General features: G+C 46.8%; 21 protein-coding genes and 1 riboswitch. Of the genes, 18 read left to right on the forward strand and 3 right to left on the reverse strand.

All coding sequences use genetic code 11. The features are described 5' to 3' along the window. Window positions 1-227: 227 nt before the first annotated feature. From C558_RS0125445 to C558_RS0125485, 9 genes are all read left to right on the forward strand, one after another. Window positions 228-1,904 carry a type 2 periplasmic-binding domain-containing protein gene (locus C558_RS0125445; protein WP_018759121.1) on the forward strand — a complete coding sequence of 559 codons (1,677 nt, stop codon included), beginning with the start codon at window positions 228-230 and terminating at the stop codon, window positions 1,902-1,904. 68 nt (window positions 1,905-1,972) lie between these two features. Further along, the gene (locus C558_RS0125450) at window positions 1,973-2,926 is read left to right on the forward strand and encodes an ABC transporter permease (RefSeq protein ID WP_018759122.1); all 954 of its coding nucleotides are present in this window, start codon (window positions 1,973-1,975) and stop codon (window positions 2,924-2,926) included. 13 nt (window positions 2,927-2,939) lie between these two features. Further along, a complete protein-coding gene (locus C558_RS0125455) occupies window positions 2,940-3,842 on the forward strand; it encodes a carbohydrate ABC transporter permease (RefSeq protein WP_018759123.1) in 903 nt (300 codons plus the stop codon). A 46-nt stretch (window positions 3,843-3,888) separates the two neighbouring features. Then, entirely contained in the window at window positions 3,889-5,691 is a 1,803-nt protein-coding gene (locus C558_RS31895; protein WP_018759124.1) for a glycoside hydrolase family 36 protein, read from the forward strand. Further along, window positions 5,692-7,047, forward strand: a complete 1,356-nt coding sequence (locus tag C558_RS32865; RefSeq protein ID WP_018759125.1) for a hypothetical protein — start codon at window positions 5,692-5,694, stop codon at window positions 7,045-7,047. 24 nt (window positions 7,048-7,071) lie between these two features. After that, window positions 7,072-8,091: a LacI family DNA-binding transcriptional regulator gene (locus tag C558_RS0125470; RefSeq protein WP_018759126.1), complete on the forward strand. Its 1,020-nt coding sequence runs from the start codon at window positions 7,072-7,074 to the stop codon at window positions 8,089-8,091. 173 nt (window positions 8,092-8,264) lie between these two features. Next, entirely contained in the window at window positions 8,265-8,645 is a 381-nt protein-coding gene (locus C558_RS0125475; RefSeq protein ID WP_018759127.1) for a GntR family transcriptional regulator, read from the forward strand. 36 nt (window positions 8,646-8,681) lie between these two features. Next, window positions 8,682-10,064 carry a DUF5808 domain-containing protein gene (locus tag C558_RS0125480; RefSeq protein ID WP_018759128.1) on the forward strand — a complete coding sequence of 461 codons (1,383 nt, stop codon included), beginning with the start codon at window positions 8,682-8,684 and terminating at the stop codon, window positions 10,062-10,064. Between the two features lie 34 nt (window positions 10,065-10,098). Then, window positions 10,099-10,524, forward strand: a complete 426-nt coding sequence (locus tag C558_RS0125485; protein ID WP_018759129.1) for a DUF3995 domain-containing protein — start codon at window positions 10,099-10,101, stop codon at window positions 10,522-10,524. A gap of 50 nt (window positions 10,525-10,574) precedes the next feature. On the opposite strand, the gene C558_RS0125490 is transcribed toward C558_RS0125485, so the two are convergent. Then, window positions 10,575-11,285 carry an ArsR/SmtB family transcription factor gene (locus C558_RS0125490; protein WP_026264137.1) on the reverse strand — a complete coding sequence of 237 codons (711 nt, stop codon included), beginning with the start codon at window positions 11,283-11,285 and terminating at the stop codon, window positions 10,575-10,577. Between the two features lie 68 nt (window positions 11,286-11,353). On the opposite strand from C558_RS0125490, the gene C558_RS0125495 reads away from it, so the two are divergent. The 7 genes from C558_RS0125495 to C558_RS0125525 all read left to right on the forward strand — a co-directional run bounded on the left by C558_RS0125495 (window position 11,354) and on the right by C558_RS0125525 (window position 18,246). Further along, window positions 11,354-11,827, forward strand: coding sequence for a DinB family protein (locus C558_RS0125495; RefSeq protein WP_018759131.1), 474 nt, complete (start codon window positions 11,354-11,356; stop codon window positions 11,825-11,827). 190 nt (window positions 11,828-12,017) lie between these two features. Further along, the gene (locus C558_RS0125500) at window positions 12,018-12,971 is read left to right on the forward strand and encodes a cation diffusion facilitator family transporter (RefSeq protein ID WP_018759132.1); all 954 of its coding nucleotides are present in this window, start codon (window positions 12,018-12,020) and stop codon (window positions 12,969-12,971) included. Between the two features lie 134 nt (window positions 12,972-13,105). Continuing rightward, on the forward strand, window positions 13,106-14,197 hold the full coding sequence (locus tag C558_RS0125505) for a threonine aldolase family protein (RefSeq protein ID WP_018759133.1): 1,092 nt from the start codon (window positions 13,106-13,108) through the stop codon (window positions 14,195-14,197). A 148-nt stretch (window positions 14,198-14,345) separates the two neighbouring features. Continuing rightward, complete coding sequence (locus C558_RS0125510) at window positions 14,346-15,602, forward strand: sensor histidine kinase (RefSeq protein WP_018759134.1); 1,257 nt, start codon at window positions 14,346-14,348, stop codon at window positions 15,600-15,602. 128 nt (window positions 15,603-15,730) lie between these two features. Next, the gene (locus tag C558_RS0125515) at window positions 15,731-16,204 is read left to right on the forward strand and encodes a CcdC protein domain-containing protein (protein WP_018759135.1); all 474 of its coding nucleotides are present in this window, start codon (window positions 15,731-15,733) and stop codon (window positions 16,202-16,204) included. A 164-nt stretch (window positions 16,205-16,368) separates the two neighbouring features. Continuing rightward, entirely contained in the window at window positions 16,369-17,235 is an 867-nt protein-coding gene (locus C558_RS31905) for a hypothetical protein (protein ID WP_018759136.1), read from the forward strand. A gap of 93 nt (window positions 17,236-17,328) precedes the next feature. Beyond that, on the forward strand, window positions 17,329-18,246 hold the full coding sequence (locus C558_RS0125525) for a DMT family transporter (RefSeq protein WP_040675871.1): 918 nt from the start codon (window positions 17,329-17,331) through the stop codon (window positions 18,244-18,246). Between the two features lie 11 nt (window positions 18,247-18,257). Here C558_RS0125525 and C558_RS0125530 read toward each other — a convergent pair whose 3' ends face one another. Next, window positions 18,258-19,064 carry a helix-turn-helix domain-containing protein gene (locus tag C558_RS0125530; RefSeq protein WP_018759138.1) on the reverse strand — a complete coding sequence of 269 codons (807 nt, stop codon included), beginning with the start codon at window positions 19,062-19,064 and terminating at the stop codon, window positions 18,258-18,260. A gap of 132 nt (window positions 19,065-19,196) precedes the next feature. Between C558_RS0125530 and C558_RS0125535 the strand changes: the two genes are divergently transcribed. Then, window positions 19,197-19,655: an SRPBCC family protein gene (locus C558_RS0125535; RefSeq protein WP_018759139.1), complete on the forward strand. Its 459-nt coding sequence runs from the start codon at window positions 19,197-19,199 to the stop codon at window positions 19,653-19,655. Between the two features lie 100 nt (window positions 19,656-19,755). Here C558_RS0125535 and C558_RS0125540 read toward each other — a convergent pair whose 3' ends face one another. After that, window positions 19,756-21,306 (reverse strand): ABC-F family ATP-binding cassette domain-containing protein, encoded by a 1,551-nt coding sequence (locus C558_RS0125540; RefSeq protein WP_018759140.1) that lies wholly within the window; start codon window positions 21,304-21,306, stop codon window positions 19,756-19,758. Between the two features lie 528 nt (window positions 21,307-21,834). Next, window positions 21,835-21,921, forward strand: a riboswitch (cyclic di-GMP riboswitch). A 70-nt stretch (window positions 21,922-21,991) separates the two neighbouring features. Here C558_RS0125540 and C558_RS0125545 point away from each other — a divergent pair. After that, a partial coding sequence (locus C558_RS0125545; protein ID WP_018759141.1) for a vWA domain-containing protein occupies window positions 21,992-23,913 on the forward strand: 1,922 nt, incomplete at its 3' end.

The following is a 23,913-nucleotide window of genomic DNA, read 5'->3' on the forward strand; positions in this document are numbered from 1 at the left end:
CGGATAAGCTGCTCTATTTTTTTCACCCTTTTTTGTGCAACAAGTCTCTTGATTATTTCAAAGTTGGATGATAAAATGACATCATAATTTACTAAATAAATACAATGTAAGCGATATATATTTAGTAAATTTATAATCGGGTAAAAGGGTGGTATGCGGCCAACAGTGCATTGAGGTTGTATGGAGAGGTTGAAAATGTAAGCGAATACATTTGAGGGGGTCCATGCATGAAAAGAAATTGGTCATTATTGATTGCTATTGTACTTGTATTAACAACGCTTGCAGGCTGTGGCACGGAGAAAGATGCAGCTACCGACAAAGGAACTGATAAAACCGAGGGTCAAACCACTACACCGGTGGAGAAGAAACTCAATGAATTCAATTGGGAAATGCCTGACAAGACAATTGAGATCAATTTCTACTCCGGACAGGACAATCCAGATAAAGTTAAAGAGCACGAAGCAGAACTGCAAAAGTACATTCTCGAGAAGTTTAACGTGAAGTTGCACAATATCGTCTACGATGTAGACCAAAAAGAAAAATTGAACCTTATGCTCGCGAGCAACGACTATCCAGAAGTGATCACGGGTCTGAGTGAGTCCCAGGCACAGCAATGGGTCGACCAGGGCAAGGCGATCGAAATCGGCGAATATGTCGACAAACTAGGACCGAACATTAAGAGCCAATTAGAGACATGGTTCAAATCTTACAATAGCGAAGACGGCAAGTTATACATGCTGCCGAAGTACTGGGGATTGCTGCCGATTCCAGACAATAGCGCGCATATCCGCAATGACTGGTATGTAGCGATGGGATCGCCGAAATTTGAGACGCCAGAGCAATATTATGACATCTTGAAGCAGATGCAAGCTGCACATCCGAAGAATGCGAAAGGCGAGAAAACGTATGCGCTTTCAGGTGTTGCGCCAGTTACGAATACAATGGTTCCGACGCTTGCCGGTATGTGGGGACTGCAGGCGGGTTACAAAGTCTCTCCAGAAGGCGATATGACTCATTGGGTTAACACGCAAGAAGGGTTGGAGCTCACGAAATTTATGAATCAAATTTATCGTGACGGCTTGCTTGATCCAGACACATTCGTCAACAAATTCGATGAATGGAAGGCAAAATTCTCGTCTGAACGTATTATGGGCCACATTGGTCCATGGTGGCAGTCGTGGAATGCGGGCCATGAAGTATGGCAGAAGACAAATAAAAATTGGACAGAAGATCAACGTTATGTGCAAGTGAAGCTAAAAGCGGCTAGCGCGGAAAAAGCTTACTTGTCTCCGAAAAACGCACGTGGCGGATCATTCACGATTATTACCGATAAAGCGAAAAATCCAGAGGATATCATCAAATGGATGAATTTCTCGATTACGGATATGGGTACGCGTCTAGTTGGTTGGGGCGCTCCGAATCAGCAGGATTCAGTATGGAAGTTCGAAAATGGAAAATGGAGTTGGGTGGAAAGCGCCAAAAAAGCGATCATTGATGCAACGTGGAATTATGATACTTCCGATAAGCTTGGTCAAGGTTACCTGATGCTTGTTGAAGGCCAGGGCACGATGAAAGATGACGGCAAAAGTACGCTTTGGTTTGACCAGAACTTCAACGATGAAGCGAAATGGAAGAAGATCATGAACGACAATCTGAAGGATACGATCTACGATAATTCATTGGGCTCCATTACGATCCCAGCGAACGATCCGTTGACGATGACAAAACAGCAAATTGACGATCAGATTGAGACGTTATGGTCGAAGGCTGTTATGAGTAAGACAGAGGATGAGCTTACGAAGAACTACAATGACATGAAGGATAAATTGAACAGCTCGGGACTGCATGACATTGAGAAATTCAGATCCGATACGTATAAAAAACGGATGACTACTTGGAAGTAAAGGAAGTGAACGAGAGGAAGGATTCCTTCCTCTCGTTCGAAATTTCTATCAAGAAAGCAGGTGGGTAGATGAACTCAGAAGTTGTGAATATTCAGGCACAACCCAAATCAAGATTTAACCACATTAAGCGGACAGTGTACAAAGAACGTCAGCTGTGGCTGCTTAGTATCCCGATGATCATATGGGTGTTCATCTTTAGTTATCTTCCAATGTATGGAATTATTATCGCATTTATGAAATACATTCCCGGCAGAAATATGTTCAAAAGTCAATGGGTAGGGTTTCAGCATTTCCAAACCTTTTTCCATTCACCAGATTTTTGGCATATTCTTCGCAATACGTTAGCGATCAGTGGACTCGGTATTGTATTTGGCTTTACGGCGCCGATTATATTGGCCCTGTTGCTCAACGAGCTGCGCCTGAAAGTGTTCAAGCGCGTTGTACAGACGATTTCATATTTGCCGCATTTTATTTCCTGGGTTGTTGTTGCTAGTATTTTGTTTGCCATTCTAGGTAATGAAGGATTTATGAATGACATGCTGATGCGGCTGGGCATCATCGACAAACCAATTGCATTTCTAGGGGAAGGAAAATACTTCTGGGGATTGCTCACAGCGACGAATGTGTGGAAGGATGTCGGTTGGTCTACGATTATTTATTTGTCTGCAATAGCTGGCGTTGATTCTGAGCTTTATGATGCGGGTAAAGTAGACGGTTTGGGTCGGTTCGGAATGGTATGGCATATTATCCTGCCAAGTATTCGTCCGACGATCGCAGTGCTGTTTATTCTGGGGATCGGCGGTATTCTAAATGCGGGATTCGAGCAGCAATTGTTGATCGGTAACTCACAGACGAGAGAATACCACGAAGTTATCGATACGTATGCGTATAAATACGGTATTCAGTTGGGCAACTATTCTTATGCTACGGCGATCGGATTACTGAAGAGTGTGATCTCGCTTGTGCTCGTTCTAGGTGCCAACCGTATTAGTAAAAAGGCGCTAGATACTTCGATTTTATAGGGGGTGAACGGGCATGAGTTCGAGTTCAATAGGAATAAAACCTACTTTGGGTAGTCGTATATTTGATGTATGCAATGTTGTATTTATGCTGGCGTTCATGGTTGTTATGCTGTATCCTTTTGTGAATTTGCTGGCGATTTCCTTGAATGACGGGGTGGATGCAGCAAGGGGGGGGATCTACCTTTTCCCACGTGAGTTCTCGCTAGAATCCTATGCATTCTTGATGAAGAATCCGAAGTTGTTCGATGGATTCGTGATTTCTATCTTACGCGTTGTCGTCGGGACGGTCACATGTGTGTTCATGACGGGACTTCTCGCCTATATCGTTACGATCCGTAACTTCTCAGGTAGAAAATTTATGCGTGTTTTGTTCCTGATCACGATGTATTTTGGCGGCGGTTTGATTCCAACGTATTTGCTAATGGTGCAGCTTGGATTGACCAATACCTTTAACGTGTATTGGATTCCGGGTCTTATACAGGCATATTACATGATGCTTATGGCCTCGTACATGCAAGGTTTACCGGAGGCATTGTTCGAATCTGCACGGATTGACGGTGCTTCTGAGTTAAAGATTTATATCAGGGTCGTCATTCCAATCTCGATGCCGGTATTCGCTGCGATTGCCGTGTTCAGTTCAGTAGGACATTGGAATTCATGGTTTGACGTTATTTTATACAACTCGAGCGGTACATGGGACACGTTGCAGACCTATCTTCGCAAGCTCTTGCTTGAGGTTGAAGCGCTCCAGCAAATTCAGGATGCACAGGCAGCTTATTCGAAATATCGTAATATTTCTAGTTCTACGCTTCGTGCAGCTGTGACGATGGTCGTTACATTACCTATCGTGGTGGTCTATCCGTTCATGCAGAAATATTTTGTTGGTGGTATGACTCTTGGTGCGGTGAAAGGTTAATCTTATCGAATCAACAAGATAAGGACAGGAAATGGAGGAACTACTGATGAATGCAATCAATATAGAGAAGAACAGCTTAAAAACAGAGAAATACCATTTTACGGTCAAGGGTGACGAAAATAAGTTTCGTACCACATTGACATCCCAAGTTGTTAGCGACGGTGTCGAACTGCTGCATATTCGAATGGAGGCGGACGCCCCTGTACAGCCGACGCCGGTAGAAATCGTATGGCACGTTCCAGCGATTGATATTCAAGGCTATTGGCACCCTTCCGCATATCGTAACAGACGTCTTCATGTAGATTGGGAAAGAGGTCTGGTCTCGAAAGCGACTTATTCTGCTCCAGTGGGCTGTCTATTTAATACACTGGGCTGCAATCGGTTAACTTTCGCCTACTCTGATGCACTAAATGCCGTTGAGATGGCAGCTGGTGTCCATGAGGAATCGTCGGTGTTCCGGTGTGCGGTGAAGCTGTTCACGGAACCAATGGCTCCAATACAGACCTATGAAGCTGTTATTCGTCTGGATGCGAGAGATGTGCCTTACTTCGAAAGTCTTGATGAAGTACAGCAATGGTGGGCATCACTCCCAGGGTATGAACCGGCTACTGTACCGGAAGCAGCAAAGCTGCCTGTGTACTCGACTTGGTATAGTTTCCATCAACAGCTAGATCCAGACCAAATCGAACACCAATGCCGACTGGCTAAAGACCTTGGGTGTGAGATGGTTATTGTGGACGATGGATGGCAGACTTCGGATAATGCCAGAGGATATGCATATTGTGGAGATTGGCTCGTCTGCGAGGATAAGATTCCAGATATGCGTGCGCATGTCGACCGCGTTCACGCGATTGGCATGAAATATATGTTGTGGTATTCAGTTCCTTTTGTTGGAAAGAAAAGCGATGCATGGCATCGATTCGAACATAAAATCTTGACTGTATTCGACAATCTTGGCTGCGGAGTACTCGATCCAAGATATCCAGAAGTACGGGAGTATATTATTGGTATATATGAGAAGGCGCTTGTGGAATGGGATTTGGACGGATTGAAACTTGATTTCGTAGATAGCTTCTATGCGACAGAAGAGACGAAGGATAAGCAAGATCCGGAGATGGATTTTGCGTCCGTGCCGGAAGCGGTCGATCGATTGATGAGCGACGTCATTGTAAGGCTGCGGGTGATCAAAGAGGACATCATGATCGAATTCCGTCAGAACTATATTGGACCGTTGATGAAAAAATACGGAAACATGCTTCGTGCGACCGACTGTCCAAATGATGCGACGGAGAATCGAATCCGTACGATCGATGTGAGGCTTCTAAGCGGCCAGACCGCTGTGCATTCCGACATGATCATGTGGAATCCGAACGAACCTGCAGAGAGTGCGGCGCTCCAATTCATCAACATTCTATTCTCTGTCCCGCAGATCTCCGTGAAGCTGGATCAAATCCCAGAGGAACACGTACAAATGACGTCCTTCTGGTTGTCCTTCTGGCGCGAGCATCGGGATGCTCTGATTGAAGGCAAGTTAATGCCTGGGCGGCCGGATTTCTTGTATCCAATGATCAGTGCGGAAACTGCGGAGAAACGTATCCTTTGCGTCTATGAAGATGTTGTTGTGAACGTAGGCGACGCGGTACCCGATACGCTGATTGTCGTCAATGGAACATTGAATACGCGTCTTGTACTTGAACTTGCGAACGGCCTTGGTCACGTTGAGCTTACGACGCGCAATTGTCTAGGGCAAGTCATTGATCGCCAGCAGGTGACCTTGCATGCAGGGCTTCAACGGCTTGATGTTCCTGCATCTGGTATAGTGACGATCAAGAAGGGCGGGGTGATTTGATTGCAGAAGAGCAGTCTTCTATTCGAATCATCGAGTGCCGCATTAAATGAGGCCTTTGCTTGGGCCAAAGAACAAGCGTTATCGTATGCGCATTTGGATGATCCAGTGGGACCATGGTATGAAGCGGCTTTGCCGGGGCGAGATGCTTTTTGTATGCGTGACGTCGCGCACCAGAGCACAGGCGCTCATCTCCTAGGCTTGCACATGCATAACAAGAACATGCTGCAGCAATTTGCGAGACATATTTCCGGCCTAAGAGATTGGTGCTCGTATTGGGAGATCACGAAGGACGGCCTACCGGCACCGGTTGATTATACGGATGATAGTGATTTCTGGTATAACTTGCCCGCGAACTTCGATCTCGTCGACTGCTGCTTGCGGCAGTATCAATGGACCGGGGACAAGGACTATATCGAAGCGCCAGATCTGGTGAACTTCTACCATCACACCGTGTCGGATTATGTTGACCGCTGGGATAAGGACCAGGATGGATTGCCTGAGCATTATACATTTTATGGTCGCCGCGGCATTGCTTCCTACATGGAGGATGGCATGCATCCACTTGTGGCCGGAGACCTCGTAGCGGCACTCTACGGCGGGTACCGTGCTTATTCTGAAATTCAGAAGCTTCGTGGATATGAGGGGTACCATCAGAAATATTCGGACAAGGCCGATGCTTTGCAGACCATGTACCAGGAGCAATGGTGGAATAAGGAGATGGGGCGTTTCTGTGGTGCGATCTTACAGGATCGTTCGTTCTATACCCCTTATTACGCATCTGCACAGTATCTTCCTTTATACTTCAGGCTGATCGATGATGCCGAGAAGCTGGACAAGGCATTGCTCGATGTTGTGAAGCATGGTGGGAACAATGTCGAGGAACGATCTTATTTGGCGGAAATTTATTATCAATATGGATTGAATGATTTCGCATATTCGTTATTGCTTGAGTTATCGCATCCGAAGATGCCGCGGCGGGAATACCCGGAAGTGTCTTATAGCGTAATTACTTCTCTGATTACGGGGATGATGGGGATTGCTCCGAGTGCAGTGGACCGTGTACTTGTAACGCAGCCGCGGCTTAGCCCTGTAGCATGGGCTGCGGCTAGACATATTCCGGTCTGGTCGAATGAAGTTCATGTATCGCACATGAGTCATCAAGAGACTGTGCTGGAGCATGTGTCCGGGCCGACGTTCGTGTGGGAACCCCAATTCTCGGGCGTATGGCGTATGATATCCGTCAATGGAACCCCGATCGAAGCGAAAGTGAAGCACGTGAAGGGAATCGGGCCGATCAGTTGGATTCAATGGAATACGGTGCCTGGCGAGCGATTTGTCGCAGAAGCTATAGCGTAGTTTACTAGAAAGTGTTGTGATGTGATGGCGACCATCAAAGAAATTGCACGAATTGCAGAAGTGTCCAGTTCGACGGTGTCCCGGGTACTTCGGCAGGACATGTCCTTCAGCATCCCGCACGAGACTCGGCGTAAGGTTATCGATGTGGCTAGAACGTTGAACTATCGTGCCAAGAAGAATCGCAAGAGTATGGGGACCGAGCGCGTTAACGACTGGCGTATCGGACTTGTCATCTGGTGCTCTGAGCAGTTCGAGTTCTCCGATCCGTTCTATATGACCATACGGCAAGGGATTGAGAAAGAATGTGAGAAGCACGGAGTATCGATCCACCGGATTTTCCGTTGGATTGAGGATGTGAGCCCGGCACTGGATTTTTCGGGACTGAACGGCGTTATTGTCGTTGGAAAAGTAGAAGCGGATATTTTGCTGCAATCATCGCATTCGGAAGTTCCGATCGTATATATTGATCATCATGGCTCCAGTCAGTACGATTCCGTCCAGTTCGATCTCGCTGGTGCCGCGAGGTGCGCCATGGAGCGCTTGTTGGAGCTAGGACATCAGCGCATTGGATATATGGGAGGAACGAGCTATATTCGGCAGCATGATAGCATTCAGTATATTGAGGACGAGCGGCAGACCGTCTATATGTCGATGATGAGAGAGCGAGGATTGTTCCGTGATAACAGCATGTTCATCGGCAGCTGGGGAGCAGATGAAGGCTATCGATTGATGAAGCAGGCCATTCAGCAAGGGGATGTACCCGAAGCGTTCTTCGTTGCTAGCGACCCGATGGCCATTGGCGCATTGCGGGCGCTCGATGAATCGGGGATCAAGGTGCCGGATCAAGTCGCCATCGTAAGTATCGATGATATTGATCTGTCGCAATATGTCACCCCGCCGCTAACGACCGTCAAAGTCTACACCGAAGAAATGGGTGTGACGGCTGTCAAACTGCTGGTTGACCGGTTTCTTGGCAGGGAACTACCGCTTAAGGTTACGGTGCCAACAGAGCTAATCATCCGCAATAGCTGCGGGTCAACCTGAAGGCGACACGTTCTTTCGCGGAATTTGGTGCAAAGCAAGACATCTCAATAGCTTGTAAGCGGACACTGGCCATACAATGGTCAGTGTTTTTTCGTTTATGAGCAGCATATAGATCTTAAGTATTATTTGTATTATAATAAGTAATACTTAATGATCGATGAGAGGTGATACCTATGGTGATTTCATTGGAGTTAGACAGCGAAACCCCGCTCTACGAGCAGCTGCGCAATCAGATCGTAATCGGCATTGCGACAGGACAACTCGAGACGGATGAGAAGCTGCCGACCGTTCGCCAGCTAGCTGAAGATCTCGGGATTAATACAATGACAGTGAATAAAGCATACGCACTGCTGAAGCAAGAAGGCTATATTGTGATTGATCGTAGACATGGTGCGAAGGTGGGCACTCGTACGGCGGAAGATCCTAAGCACGCGGCCCATTTGGAAGAGCAGCTTCAATTAATGATTGCGGAGGCGACGATCAAAGGTGTCGATCAACCGTGTTTCCAGGCGCTTTGTTCGCAGATTTTCGCCCGAATGACCTATCAGCACTAGAAGAACTAGAATTCATTGTGAAGAGAGTTGATTACAATGTTGTTGGTGATTTATCTCGTTACCATTCTGATTTGTTACATAGCTATGTTAACGACCTATATGCCGCAAGCGAAATATCACAACGGGATGCTGTTCGCGGTGATGCTGCCTTCGCAGGCGATGGACCATCCAGCGATCCGTGAGGTTCAGGCACAATTCAAGAAGCAATTTAGACAGGTGATTGTTGGATCTCTTGTTGCGCTTATTCCCCTAGTACTGCTGTACGCGCAGCTTGCTTATCAGACGATTTATTTTCTCGTATGGTTGACGGTCTTTGCTGTCGTGATCGTGATTCCATTTCGTCGAGCCTTTCGAGCGACGCTTGCGTTAAAACGTGAGCACGACTGGTTCGTAGGGATGAAGCGGGTCATCCATAGCGATCTACGGGTTGCTCAGCTGAAGAATAAGCGCTCGGCGCCATTGTGGCTGTTCATCATTCCCTTTGCGATGTCGCTTAGTCTTATTGGATGGGCTGCGAGTGACCCGACGCGGGATTTAGGGCTTCCGATCACCAGTCTTATTATGTCCGTGATCTTCTTCTTGACCTCGCTCAGTATGCGCAAGGTTAAGGGGAAAGTGTATAGTGCGAACAGTGAAGTGAATCTCAGCTTGAATCAAGCCAAACGACGTTTGTGGTCTTACTGCTGGCTATTCATGGCGATCCTGGAGAATGTCCACTTCCTGCTGATCGATCAGCTTATGATGAATGAGAACCAAGAATGGAAGGGCGTATGGCTCGTTGTTACGCTGTTGTTCACAGCCATTCCGCTGGGCATTATTTTAACGGTGAATCATCGCGTGAAAATGTCGGAGCAAGACATATTAGCGAATGATGGGAAGATCATCTACTCCGACGATGACGAATATTGGGGAAATGGCTTCACATACCATAACCCGAACGACAGCAGTGTGTTTGTTACCAAAAGAGTAGGGATTGGATTTACGATCAATTCAGCGACGCCGGTAGGAAAGGTGTTCGTCTGGGGTTCTGCGATCGTGTTCGCTGCTATTATTGTAGGCGTATCGTTCCTGTTGATCCGTTCGGAACTGACGTCGCCGGTCTTAACGATCACGGCTGAGCATATCGTACATATTGATTACCCGATGTACTCGTATGATTTTAAGATGGATGATATTGAACAATTATCCCTTGTTGACAGCATTCCGAAGGGGACGAAGACGAATGGGGAAGCGACAGATCAATATGCACGAGGGAACTTCCGATTGAAGGAGTTAGGCAGGTCCAAGCTATATGTCGTCAAAAATAACCCGCCGTACATTCAGATCAAGCTCAAGGATCTTTATGTGTTCTATAATGAGAAGGACCCAACGCAGACGAAGAAATGGTATGAGCAGCTTCAAATACAGGTACAGAAGTAGTTCGGATGAGCATGACATAGCTTAGGAGGTACATATGGTTGAGATGATTGCTTGGGTGGTTAGCGGTATTTTATTGGTCGTAAGCGGGTTGCATTTTTACTGGGCATTTGGCGGGAAGCGAGGCAATAGCGCGGTTATCCCCACGAATGGATCGGAGAAGCTCTTCCAGCCATTGCCGATCGGTACAAGTATGGTTGGACTTCTGCTCGCTCTAGCAGCTTGGATTGCACTCGAGTGGAGCAGCGTGATTAAACCGCTATTATTCTCTGATCTTCTCCTCCAAGTTGGGGGCTGGGTCGTAGCAGCTGTGTTCATCATTCGTGGCATCGGAGATTTCAAATGGGTGGGGCTATTCAAGCGCAAGAAGGGTACGGTATTCGCTAAATGGGACAGTAGGCTGTATTCCCCGCTTTGCCTCTTACTCGGCATCTCTTATATTCTGATAGGCACAATGAGATAGGATTCGTAAATGATAAAACTCGGCCGCTGGGGTCGAGTTTTATTTGTGCCTCACACCAAGTCTTCCATCGCGATGGAGTACAAAGCTTGAAGCTTCGTCCGGCCTTCCTCCGTCAATCGAACTGCTCTAGATCCTCCTTCCATTCGTACAATCCACTTCATCTCAAAGAAATGCTTCGCGATAACGGCCCCCAAGAATCCGCCGATATGATGGATCCTCTCGCTCCAGTCGAGGCATCGCTTGGCAAAAATCCGTCGGTTCACTTTCATGGTCGTGAGATCGAGACCGAGACCGAGCGAACGGAAATGCTCGATACCTTGCTCCGTAACATCAAATTCAGTCTCGGAACGATGGGCAACATAACCCTTTGTGATGAGTGCTTGGGTCAGGGCTACCCCTAATTTGCCAGCCAGATGGTCATAACAGGTACGTGCATGACGGACCTTCTCCATCTCCTGTGACTGGCGTAAGGAGCGTATCTGTACGGGTGGGGACATCGTCGAGATCAGCTCCATCAACTCAGCTACTTCCTGACTTGCTAGCCTGTAATAACGATGCCTTCCATGTTGTTCGACGGCTATTAAATTTCCTTTCACGAGTTTAGAGAGATGGGAGCTTGCCGTTTGCGGCGTGACGCCAGGGATATAGGCAAGCTCGCCTGCGGGCAGCGCATGACCTCCCATCAGCGCATCGAGCATCGCGGCGCGGGTAGGATCACCGATGAGGGACGTGATCATGGTTATTTTCGGATATGCATTCATATTTCGATGATAATTTAAATATGCGAGGTTTACAATACTCCTAAAAGCATGCTAGGAGGACATCAGAAATGAATGCAAAAGAACTTATACTTCTTGATTTGAAAGAAACAAGGCGGCGATTTTTGAAAACAGCATATGGGATCCCCGATGCGTATTTGAATTGGCAGCCGGATGCAACTGCGCTAAGCATAGGACATATGATTCGGCACGTCCTGCTCCATGATTATTCGTGGTACTTGATATTGACGGAACATCGTCTACCTGCCGACGAGGAAAGAGCCCCATTATGGGAGCTCCCGTTCACCTCCGTGCAAGATGAGGTGGATCGGTCGATTGCCTATCATGAGCAATTCATCGCTTATGTTGAATCCTTGGATGTAGAAGATTTTGAGAGCAAGCTGATCCAGTGGCCGCATCGCCCGATTGCGCGCTATCTTGGGGATACGTTAGAACGCAAATCGTATCATGATGCCGTGCACACCGGTCAGCTGCTGCAATATATGCGAATGCTTCAACTGGATCGGCCCGATATTTGGGACTAATCATTTAGGATACATACAGAGCTCGGCCGTATGTGGTCGGGTTTTTATTTTGCCCGAATCAGATTCCAAGGGTTGACAAAAAGGGGTGATTCGAACATAATAATATATGATCATATGCTCATATATACACTAAATAAAAATATTAAACAGAGGATTCATATTCTGATTCGATGAAGGGGGATAATAACCTATGCATAGCCATTCACATTCACATGGACACAGTCATAGTCACAGTCATCATCATCACGGCCACGGGCATAGCTACGATCACGGTAGAGAAGGTAATAAGAAAGGTTTAATCATTGCGCTCTCGATTACAGCGGGGATTATGCTGCTAGAGTTCTTCGGCGGATTAATCACGAATAGTTTGGCGCTCTTGTCGGATTCCGGGCACATGCTGAGCGATACGAACTCGCTGATCCTAACCTTGGTCGCGATCTGGTTTGCGACACGGCCAGCCTCGCCGAACAAGACGTATGGCTATTACCGTTTCGAGATTCTGGCTGCATTATTCAACGGGGTCACGTTATTTGCGATCGCAGGCTTTATTACATGGGAAGCGATCCAGCGGTTCAACAACCCACCTGAGGTAGCTAGCGGCTCGATGATGCTCATTGCTTCGGTCGGTCTTCTTGCCAATCTTATCAGCGCATGGGCGTTAATGCGGAAAGGCGACGTGAAGAATAACGTCAATCTTCGCAGTGCCTATCTCCACATCATTGGTGATGCGCTCGGTTCTGTCGGTGCGATTCTAGCTGGGATCGTGATGTGGATTTTCGGTTGGTACATTGCCGATCCGATTATTTCCGTCGTCGTCGCCCTCTTAATCTTGCGCAGCGCGTGGGGCGTCATTAAGCATACGGTGCATATCCTGATGGAAGGCACCCCGATTACCGTGAATCAATATGAAGTGAAGGAAGCGTTGGAACGGATTGAAGGGGTCATTGATGTTCATGACCTTCATATTTGGACGATTACATCGAATTTGGATTCCTTGACCTGCCATATGCTTATCGAGGACGATCAGGATGGTCAGCGCATTCTGCAAGATGCGATCCATCTGATTGAAGAGAAGTTCAAAATCCAACATACAACGATCCAGATCGAGACCTCGAAAGTCCATCATGGGGAGATGCAAGTATAATCGTTCATTCAAGTCACATCGGATATCCATCTGATGTGGCTTCTTTGCATGAAAATCTATCGTGATCTGGCTGTGGCATCTGCGTTATACTTGAGCTATATTGCTAGATTATGAGTTAAGAGGAGTTGTGAAAATTGAGCAAACAATCCGCTCTAGCTGAAGCATTTCGTCAGTCGGCCTACAAGGTTCCAGGTCATGGGGACTTGATCGTGCAGAATTTACGTACCGTGTTGGATCAGATCGATGGAGAACTGGAGAGTGATCGATACGGCTCGGGTAAGATCATTGAAGATTTTCAAGATAAGATGGCTGCTTACTTAGGGAAGGAGAAGGCCGTATTCTTCCCGAGTGGTACGATGGCACAGCAGATTGCCTTGCGGATATGGTGCGATCAGCGTGGCGTTGCCAAGGTTGCCTATCATCCGTTAGCTCATCTGGAGATCCATGAGAATGACGCGCTCCGGGAACTGCACCGGATCGAGCCGATCCTTCTCGCAGACAAAGACCGGTTGATTCGTCTGGAAGATGTCATGAACATGCCGGAAGAGATCTCCTGCCTGCTTCTCGAACTTCCACAGCGCGAGATTGGCGGTCAATTACCGGCTTACGAAGAGCTTGAGGCGATTTCGAAGTATTGCCGGGAGCGGGGCATTAAGCTGCATATGGATGGAGCTCGCTTATTCGAGATTATGCCGTATTATGGTCGCTCGGCAGCAGAGATTAGTTCACTCTTTGATAGTGTCTATATTTCTTTTTACAAAGGGATTGGGGGTATTGCAGGTGCGATTCTTGCGGGGGATTCCGACTTTATCGACACCTCGAGAGTGTGGAAGCGAAGACATGGCGGCGACCTGATCAGTCTATACCCGTACATCCTCAGTGCCGATTATTATTTCCAGCAGCGTATCGGTAAGATGCAGCAGTATCATGAAGATGCCAAGGCACTGGCAGGGCTCTATAATGCTTGCCATGGTATTGCCACAAGGCCAGTGGAACCGGTGTCGAACATGTTTCATGTGCACATCGATATGCCCAAGCATCAGCTTGAACCGTTATTAATTCAGTGTTACGAAGAGACGGGCGTCGGACTTACGAGTTATCTCGTGGAGGCAGGAGATACGTCTTGCGCTTACGAGGTGAGTGTTGGAGACCGATACGCGAGTTTGCCGAAGGAACGGTTGAAGGAAGCCTTGCAGTGGCTGGATAAGAAGATGATGGAATTTTAAGTCATATCGTTAAGGAGAAGGACACCGAGCAGGTGTCTTTTTTCTCATCCCCAAAAAATACATTATTCGACAATTTTATCTTCTCACCGTAGGTCATTCATGATATTCTTCTACTAATACCATACTAAATATGTGTTGGAGGCGTTCTATGCTTGATTACTTCAAGGACTTTATCCTGAACATCTTCATCATATTTACTCCACTCGTCATGTACCCCTATATTTATAAAATAAAAGAACGGAACCTGCTATACAGCTTCCTGATCTATATACTCTTTGCTATCGCCATGGTCTTGACGATGTCTTTTCCAGTAACGTTAAATGGCATTACATATGATTTTTGGTCGATTCCGCTAGCCGTAGGCTCGTTGTATGGCGGATTGTCTGTTTCGGGCTTGTTATATCTAACGATCGTGGGTTATCGGTTCTTGAACGAAAGTCCGCATGATTGGGCGTATATCTTTTCGCTAATGCTTACTTTCGTGTTGGTGATGCTGTCGCTTCGCATCTTTGACGGAATGAAAACGATTTGCAAAATCGGGGTCGCTGTCTGCTTAAGTCTCCTGATTAAATTTCTCACGTTAACCGTGTACTTCACATGGATTGGGCAGTTCGAGATTCTGTTCATCAAGCCTTGGACGATTCTGCAGACCTACATCTTACAAGCTGTCATCGTCGCCTTCTACGTGTATTTGATTGAGTCCCTGAACAAGTATTTCTACATGCAGGAAGAGGTCATTAAGAGCGAGAAGATGAAGATCGTCGGTGATATGGCGGCGTCTGTCGCGCATGAGATCAGGAATCCGCTGACTGCAGTGAGGGGCTTCATTCATTTATTCGGCTCCGATCACCTGGACCACGAGAAGAAGACGATGTATCAGCAGATTTGTTTTGAGGAGCTTGATCGTACGGAGCATATCATTACGGATTACCTCGCCTTGGCGCAGCCCGATCCTGGGATTACGGAAGAATTGCATATTCAAGATGAGCTCTTGTATCTATCGAATGTGCTGACAACGTACGGGAATTACAATCAGATCAAGATTCATGTCATACCCGCCCAGGAGAGACCTTTTTATATTACAGGGGATCGTTATAAATTCCGGCAGGCCCTGCTTAACATTGGCAAGCATGCGATTGAAGCGATGCAAGAAGGCGGCATGCTGACGCTGCAAGTGTGTCCGTGGAATGATTACGCGAAGATTAGCATGCGTGATACAGGGGGCGGGATGACCGCAGAGCAGATTCGGAGACTCGGCACCCCGTATTACTGTACGAAGGAGAAAGGAACGGGTCTGGAGATGACCGTTGCCTTTAGTATGATTAAGAAGATGAACGGCAAGATCGATGTTCGCAGCAAAATGGGCAAAGGGACAGAATACGTCCTGCTGTTCCCGATCACTTAAGATTCGTTCGTCACATGCATGAGGTGACTTTTGTAACCTCGATCAAATTACATATTTCACTGGTTGAGATGCCTCAAATTCGAGATACTAAGACTATCAAATCGAATCCTTGAGGGAGTGGTTTTTAAATGAGTCCAATCAATTCTATGTTTATTTCGATGATCATATTTTTCTTTATTTTGCGCGGTCTGCAGCGTGGGATGAACTCGCCAATTGCCAAGTCAGGGCTTCCGTTAGTCCTGCCGATCCTCTATATTAGCACATCGATGCTTCAACTGCTCGATCCGAATCTTCACATTCAGAGCGAACAGCTGCTTATTGCAGCCCTTGCAGGGATGGTCTTATCCATACCGCTCATTCTAACAACGAACTTCGAAGTGCGTGAAGCGGGTAACACCTTTATCAAATGTAATAAGCTCATGTTCCTGCTGCTCATTACGATATTCGCGCTGCGTTTCATTGCGATTGCAACCGTGAAGGGCATGGACCCAGGTACGCTAAGCTTCCTGCTCAACTTTATGACATTCAGTTACATTGTCTGCTGGAGAGTGGCATGTTTCGTTAAATTCCATAACGTGAGATCGAAATCGATTGCTGCATAATTCCAAGAAGGGTGCCCAAGGGCACTCTTTTTCTACGTCTGAAGACAGTTTTAAGATCCATCTCCGGTCGGGGGTGAATTCTAGACTACAGGATATTTTTGGAAAAACATTCATGCGATACACTAATCCCATCAAGAAAAACGGTGCGAGGAGTGTAGAATGGAATGCAAAAAGTGAAATTTTTTGAAGGTGAGAAATGGTTGGTATTTGCAGGTTTACTTGGGTTTTTACTTGCGGGAATATGCGGGGGATGGACGTTATTGTTTGGAGGAGAGGTGGCACCACACGGGGATGTCTCGAAAGCCTTCTCCTTTAATGCAGCGATAGGTATATTCATAATCTCCACAGCAGCGTTGATTCCATTCTCAGGGATGTCTAAGGGAGGAAGGTTGATCTTCCGATGGTCTTATATTCTGCTGGCGCTCTACTCCTATGGTGCAGAGACGATACAAAACTTCCGCGGTGTAAATCCACGATTCGTGTTAGACGGTTCAGCCTTTGATCGGATGGTTGGCAATGGGTTCGCTATTGTTGCGCTGCTGCTCGTGTTGTTCTATCTGTTCTTAGCAGCTTTCTACTTCCGGTCCAAAATCTACAAGCAGCGCCCCGAGCTTGTGCTAGGCATTCGATATGCAATGATCGCGGTCCTCATTTCATTCGCTGCGGGTATTTGGATTTCCGTAAATAACGGTCGATTCATTGGTGGTAGCGGGAATATTATCTGGCTTCATGGGTTAGGATTCCATGCGCTTCAAGCGTTACCTTTTGTTGCGTGGCTCACAGAACAAACGCGGTGGAAATCTTCGGCGCGAAGCGGTTTGATCCATATCACGGGAATCGCCTATATTCTCGGATTGGTTGCGATGGGCTGGCAGACCTTCCAAGGGCAGCCTATTCTAGAATGGTCGCTGTATCCGTTGCTCGCTGGTTCATGTTTCCTCGTCTCGTTAGCAGCTGGCGTTCTTGTGTTTTGTGAAGCGGTTAAGGGGACTAGTGTGAATAAGAAGAGAGCTTTACATTCATTGAAATGAGAAATAGATTGAAATTTCTCCCATTGTCCCTCACACTGCATAGTAGATGGATGATATTAGTCGATGAACGGCGATGGGGGAGAGCTATTTTATATGGATAGGAAATGGGTGCATTACGTTGGATTGGCGCTGGTCGCGGCCATTTGGGGAGCGAATTTTGGGGTATCCAGGCAGGCGATGGAGACGTTCGATCCGATACTTTTCACGTTTCTTCGATTCGGGCTTGCTGTGCCGTTCTTCTTCTTGCTGTTGAAGGTGACCGAAGGAAGTATCGGCATTCCGGTAAAAGTGGCACTACAGCTTGCTGTTATTGGACTTCTAGGGGTGACGGGGCTCGAGATCGCCGTTATGTACTCGATCAAATATACGACGCTGGCCAACGCATCACTATTGAACGTAGCACCTTGGCCGATCTGTGCAGCGTTGTTCGGGCCTTTGTTCATGAAAGAGCGGATTTCCTCTCGTCTCGTGACAGGCGGCGTTGCGGCGATCATCGGCGTATGCTTCATTATTCTTGGGGGAAGCGAAGGACTCGATTTGTCCTCCAACCATATGATTGGGAATGGTCTAGCGCTGGGTGTGAGTATATTCGGTGCAATCTATAACCTTGCTTGCATGCCAATTATGAAACGGTATTCTGCTCTGCGGGTGAGTACATGGATGATCTTATTCGGAGCAATCGGCATGCTTCCGTTCACGTTTGGTTCTTGGGGCAAAGTGGACTGGAGCGCATTGACAGCGACGCACTATAGCGCGATTGGTTATAACGTGCTGATCTGCACGGTCATTTCCTTCGTTGTATGGAATGCGAGCATGTTCAAGGTCGGCGCGGCACGCGCGAATTTCTTCCGCTATGTGGTACCGGCTTCTGCGGTTACGGCGGGCTATCTCTTCTTCGGCGAATCATTCTCAGGCTGGCAGCTAGCCGGCGCCGTATGTATGGCCGCGGGATTGGTCTGGATTAGTCTGGAGCGTAAAGATACCGCGGCATCACCCAACCTTACTTCTTGAAGTAAGGTTTTTTATTTTAACTGCTCCCTTACGTACTCGTCTGGTGTCTTGCCGATAATGGTACGAAAATCCTTGATGAAATGCGACTGATCATAATAACCTAGCTCCGTGGAGAGCTCGGACCAGTCGATGCGCGGCTGATGCTCGATCGTATCAGCGGCATTTTGCAATCGGTAGAGCTGGATCACCCATTTCGGGCTGACGCCGACATATTGGTCGAAGAGACGCTGCAGCGTTCTTTTATTCAGGTGGAAAAGATCGCAAATCTCGTCCACCTTCGTAATCTCGCGGTCCACCTTTACGCGGTCGATGATCTGATTGATGAACTCGATCTGGTCGTCCCATGGCGGGAGCTTTGGGCGAATGAATTGTTCGGCTAGACGGACCATGTCGGACTCACTCTCTTGCGTGAGCAGCTCCTGCTCTAAATTTCCGATCTCCACGTCGAATACATCTTGAATGCGCATCGGTTGATTCGTGAGCTCGGAGATCGGTTGCTTAATGAACGGATAGAACCCGCCAGGCTTGAATTTGGCGCCGAATACGACCCCTTTGCCCTCTAAGTGGTACGTATATTTCTGCTTCGCAGCACCGAAAATTGCACTTCGATTCGATTCAATGACGAGATTTACACAAGGGTTCGGTACAACCTCCTGCAAGTAGGGAGCTTGTTCAGTTAAATCCCAGCTGACGATCCAGAAATGCTTCACAAACTGGCCGATATCTTCGGAAGGCTCATGCCTTGTCAGTTGAAATTTATGTGTCCCACGGGATAAATTCAATACGCCCATACTAGGCTTGATCATTTCAGGATTCATGGTTAGTGGCTCCTTTTCCTGCATGCATTTTGTCGCGTTTTTACAATACTTGGGCATAATTGCGTTTTATAATCATATTAGCATAGTTATGCGCTTGATATGTATTGCATAAATCGAAGGAGGAACGAAGGAATGCGTGAAATTCCATTGAAGTATGAATTGTATATTAAAGCAACCCCAGAGCAGGTGTGGGATGCCATGTTCGTCCCAGAGAATACGCGCAAGCTTTTCTTCGGATGCGTATTAGAGTCTACATTTGAAATCGGTAGCCGTTATGCTTATATCGGACCGGGTGCGGATGGGGATGAGACCGTTCATGTGTACGGCGAAGTCCTCGCCTACGAGCCTTATAAGACGTATAGCAGTACGGAGCACGCAGGCCCGTCTTATCGTGAGAACCATGCAGAGTTCCAGTCCAGAATTACGTTCAATCTTGAGACCGTGGGCAACTGTACGAAGTTCACGTTGATCAATGATGAATGGACAGAGGGTCATCCGTCCTACGATAATACGCAGAGCTCGTGGTCGATGATTTTGAGTAACTTGAAGACGTATTGCGAGACGGGAGAGACGATCGATTTCGGTTGGTAAAAGGACGTTGTAGCGGCCTACATAAAAAAGAACCTGTGCGGATTCCTTCTTATACGAAGGATTCGCACAGGTTCTTCTTGTTTTCGTTCTCTATTATCAATTACGTTTTTATTGCACCACGGCACCAATCTTCCACACGCCATACTTGGGTAACCCAGTCTCGATAGAATTCCGATTCATGGGATACGAGCAGGATCGTGCCCGGATAGGCTTTAAGCGCCTCGCGAAAGGCATCCTTCGTTCGCACATCCAGATGGTTCGTCGGTTCGTCGAGTACCAATACGTTGCTGTCCGTGAGCATTAACTCGCAGAGCCTCACCTTGGCTTGTTCTCCACCGCTCAAGTGGCGTAGGGGCTGCCGGATATGCTTCTCGGTCAAACCGGGCATCGCAAGCATCTTGCGAATTTGCTGCTGCGTTAGATCGATCCGGAAGGCTAAGAGCCTCTCCAGGGGTGTCTGGTCAGAAGCGATGTTTTCCTGGGCAAAATAGGCTGCCTTCACGTTATCCCCTACCTGAAGAGTACCGTTAAGCAGAGGCATGAGGCCTAGCAGGGTACGCAGCATGGTCGATTTACCAATCCCGTTATGGCCAATGATCGCAATTTTCTCCCCGCGTTTCACTTCCAAATTAACAGGGGCAATCAACGGCGTCGAATAGCCAATTTGAATACCTTTTGCCGTGATGACATGGCTCACGGGATTCTGACGCACCTCGAAGCTGAAGCGCGGCTGTGGTCCGTTTGTAGGTTTATCGATGAGCTCGATCCGACCGAGCATTTTCTCCCGGCTCTTCGCTTGCTTTGCTTTACGAATACGGTTCTTATCGATGAATTTCTCAAGTCGTGTAATTTCATGCTGCTGCTTCTCATAAGCTTGCTGCAATTGCAGACGGCTTAATTCATGACTCTTCAGAAAATTGTTGTAATTCCCCGGGTATCGCCTCAAGGTTTGATGCTCTAGATGGTAGATGACCGTCGTGATCTCGTTGAGGAAATGCTCATCATGGGATACGACGATAAAGGCATGCTCATAGCTTTTTAAATACCCGGTCAGCCAAGCAATATGCACATCATCGAGATAGTTGGTCGGCTCATCCAACAGCAATACGTGAGGTTCTTCAAGAAGCAGCTTGCCTAACAACAGCTTCGTTCGTTGGCCGCCGCTCAGCTTGCTAACATCACGCTCCATGCCGAGATCCAGAATACCAAGTCCCGCAGCGACCTCTTCAATGCGAGCGTGGATTTGATAAAAATCCGAGTCTTCGAGCTGACTTTGCAGCTCGCCGTATTGCCGTAATAGCGAGTCTAGATCGTTGTCTGCCTCGGCCATGTTCTCGGCCATGTCCAGCATGCGCCGTTCGATATCATACAAATGAGCAAATGCACTTTGCAGATAGGCTGCAATCGTCGTCCCGGGCTGTAAATGGATATGCTGCTGCAGATAGCCTACTTTGATCTGCGGCATCCAATCGATACGCCCGGCATCTGGCAAAATCTCGCCTGCGAGCAGACGGAGGAGGGTGGATTTCCCTGCACCATTGCCGCCGACCAGGCCGACATGCTCTCCGCGCAGCAGGCGGAAGCTGATCTCGCGAAAATTCAATTTATCTCCGTACATATGGGTAACTTCTTCAATGCTTAATAAACTCATTTGTGTTCTCTCCTTTTCAATTTAGCTTGTGCTACGGCTGAATCGAGAGAACAGCAGAATTCGCAATCTTTTGTTTCGTAAGAAACACTTCATGGTTGTATGAACGACGAAATCGTTGTTTTTCTATGGTGGTATATACAAAAAAGACGAGGTGAATACACCTCGCCCACGATCATATAGGTTTCGTAAGAAAGGGATTGGCTTTTATCTACTGTTCTCGGATTCACTTTAACGGTAAAAATGGGCAGACTTCTCCCGTGTTAAGGTAATTCTCTTCTAAGAACAGTCGACAAAATTTCCATATCCTTTCCACCTCATGCGTTAGATTTTATTTGTTACTTCTATAGTATATGCAACTTCTTTGCGATGAGTCAACCAGCCCCATAGCCAGTAGTTTAAAATAACTTTAGGTTCAAGAATCCCGAAATCAATTGACTTTGCTTCTATAAGTAGCATATATTAGTCAATGTAAATAGTTCCTTTATCCTACTTTAGACCTACATAGTGTCCATCTGCAACGACTAGAATTATATATTTCGGCACACTAATCGAAAGGTTAGGTCGCAAAGCCTCGGAGTCTAATGGTCTTTGACCTATGATCGTCCGGCTGCAATTACATCGTTATTGCAGCCGGACTTTTTTGCGTTTCCAAGGAGCTGAAATTATATATTAATAGGAGGTAGACATGAGACGAGGTTTTAGACTTGTAGTGACATGGATGTTCATCTTGTCCGTCTTTACAGGATTCATCCCTGGCACGTTGCCAGTGAGTTCTGCGGCGGCTTCGAACGATCTGGTCTGGCCGAATCCAGGCGCGGTCAATCTGACGAAGAAGGCCGAACCAATTCCAGGAACCCCAGGGGAATGGAAAGTGACCCTGACGGTGGAAGGCAAGAATATTAAGAGTAGTTCAGACGTGGTTTTGGTCATTGACCGGTCCGGTAGTATGAAAGGGATACGGATGACCAAGGCGATTGAATCTGCGAAGAGTTTCGTCGACCGGTTGCTGATCAAAGATTCAGCGACAAGGATTGCAGCAGTTTCTTTTGCGGGGGATGTCTCGGATGTTTCCGAGTTCAAAGATTACTCTGAAAAAGAATTGTTAAAGACTGCGATCGGTAGTATTAATCCTAATGGCGGTACCAATATTCAAGCGGGAATTCACCGTGCAAGTGAGCTATTGAAGACAAGTAAGGCGGACAACAAAGTCATTGTTCTTTTAAGTGATGGAGAACCGACATACAGCTACAAGGCTTCTAAAGTAGTAGATTATCCATGGCCTATGGGCAATTCCTTTACTAAAGCACTTCAAGAGTTCAATTATGGGAAAATCATCGGTTATGGAAATGATTATTACTTAAATGATTACGAATATTCGATAGGTTCGGGAAAAAATAAATATACGGTTGATAATAACGGTATAGGTACTGTATCAGAGGCTAAATTAGCACGAGATCAAAAAATTGATATCTATTCCATTGGACTTGAAGTAGGAAATAATTCTAACGCAACAAACGTTTTGAAATATAGCCAGAATCGCGGCTACTACGCATCGAGCAGCACTGAATTAGAAAAAGTTTTTGCGGAATTATCCAGTAAAATTTCTTATGCAGCACAGAATGCGGTCGTAACGGATCCAATGGGTGAGATGTTCGATAAAACCAAAGGACCTGATGTTTCGCAAGGTACAACAAAGTGGGACGAAACAAGCGAGAAAATAACATGGGAAATCGGCAATATCATCGAAGGTACGTCTGCAACGATGACGTATACGGTGAAGTTGGATGCCAACAAGAATCCAGATCCAAATACATTGTATCCAACCAATGGACAGACAACGATGAATTATGATGATGTCTATGGTAAACCGACATCTAAAGATTTCGAAGTACCGAAAGTAAGCTTCGGTAAAGGTTCCATATTGGTTAAAGGTTACCTTGTGAACACGGACGGCGCTCCGATTAACGAAGACGGCGTGGTGGTTGAACGGCCTGACCTCGCAAAGCAATTATATAGCGAACCATTAAAACAAAATGGCAGTGAAGCGCTTGATATTAATAAGAAGTATTCCGTTTCGGCTAAGGATATGGGTGATTATATTCTGAAAAAGGGCAATAGCCCTCAGGATGTATCGCTGACCTATAGCGAGCCTAACCCGATCGTTTGGTTCGGGTATGCGAAAGCTCCATATAACTTTAAAGTGGAATATAAAGCCGGAAATGTTGAACTCGACAAAGCATTGGAAGAGAAAAAACTGCAAGGCGAGTCTGTTGACGTACAAGGCAAAGCATTTGATGGCTATAAGCTGAAGAACGTAACGCTCAGCGCGGACAGTGGCATGACGGTAACAGGCGATCACGTGACTGGATCGATGCCGAAGAAAGACGTCACTGTGACGTTTAATTATGAGGCAATCGCACAGACCGTCAAAGTGAAGTATTTATTAGAAGGAACCGATAAGGAAGTTTCTCCTCCAACTGAAGTTCCAGGCGTTACGAATGGCACAGCAAAATTGACGGCTAAAGAACTTCCAGGTTATACGGTTGTCGGTGAAAAAACGAAAGAATACAAATTCACGGCGGCAAAAGATCAAGAGGTTATCTTCTA

Source organism: Paenibacillus terrigena DSM 21567, from assembly GCF_000374845.1.
Taxonomy (GTDB): Bacteria; Bacillota; Bacilli; order Paenibacillales; family Paenibacillaceae; genus Paenibacillus_K; species Paenibacillus_K terrigena.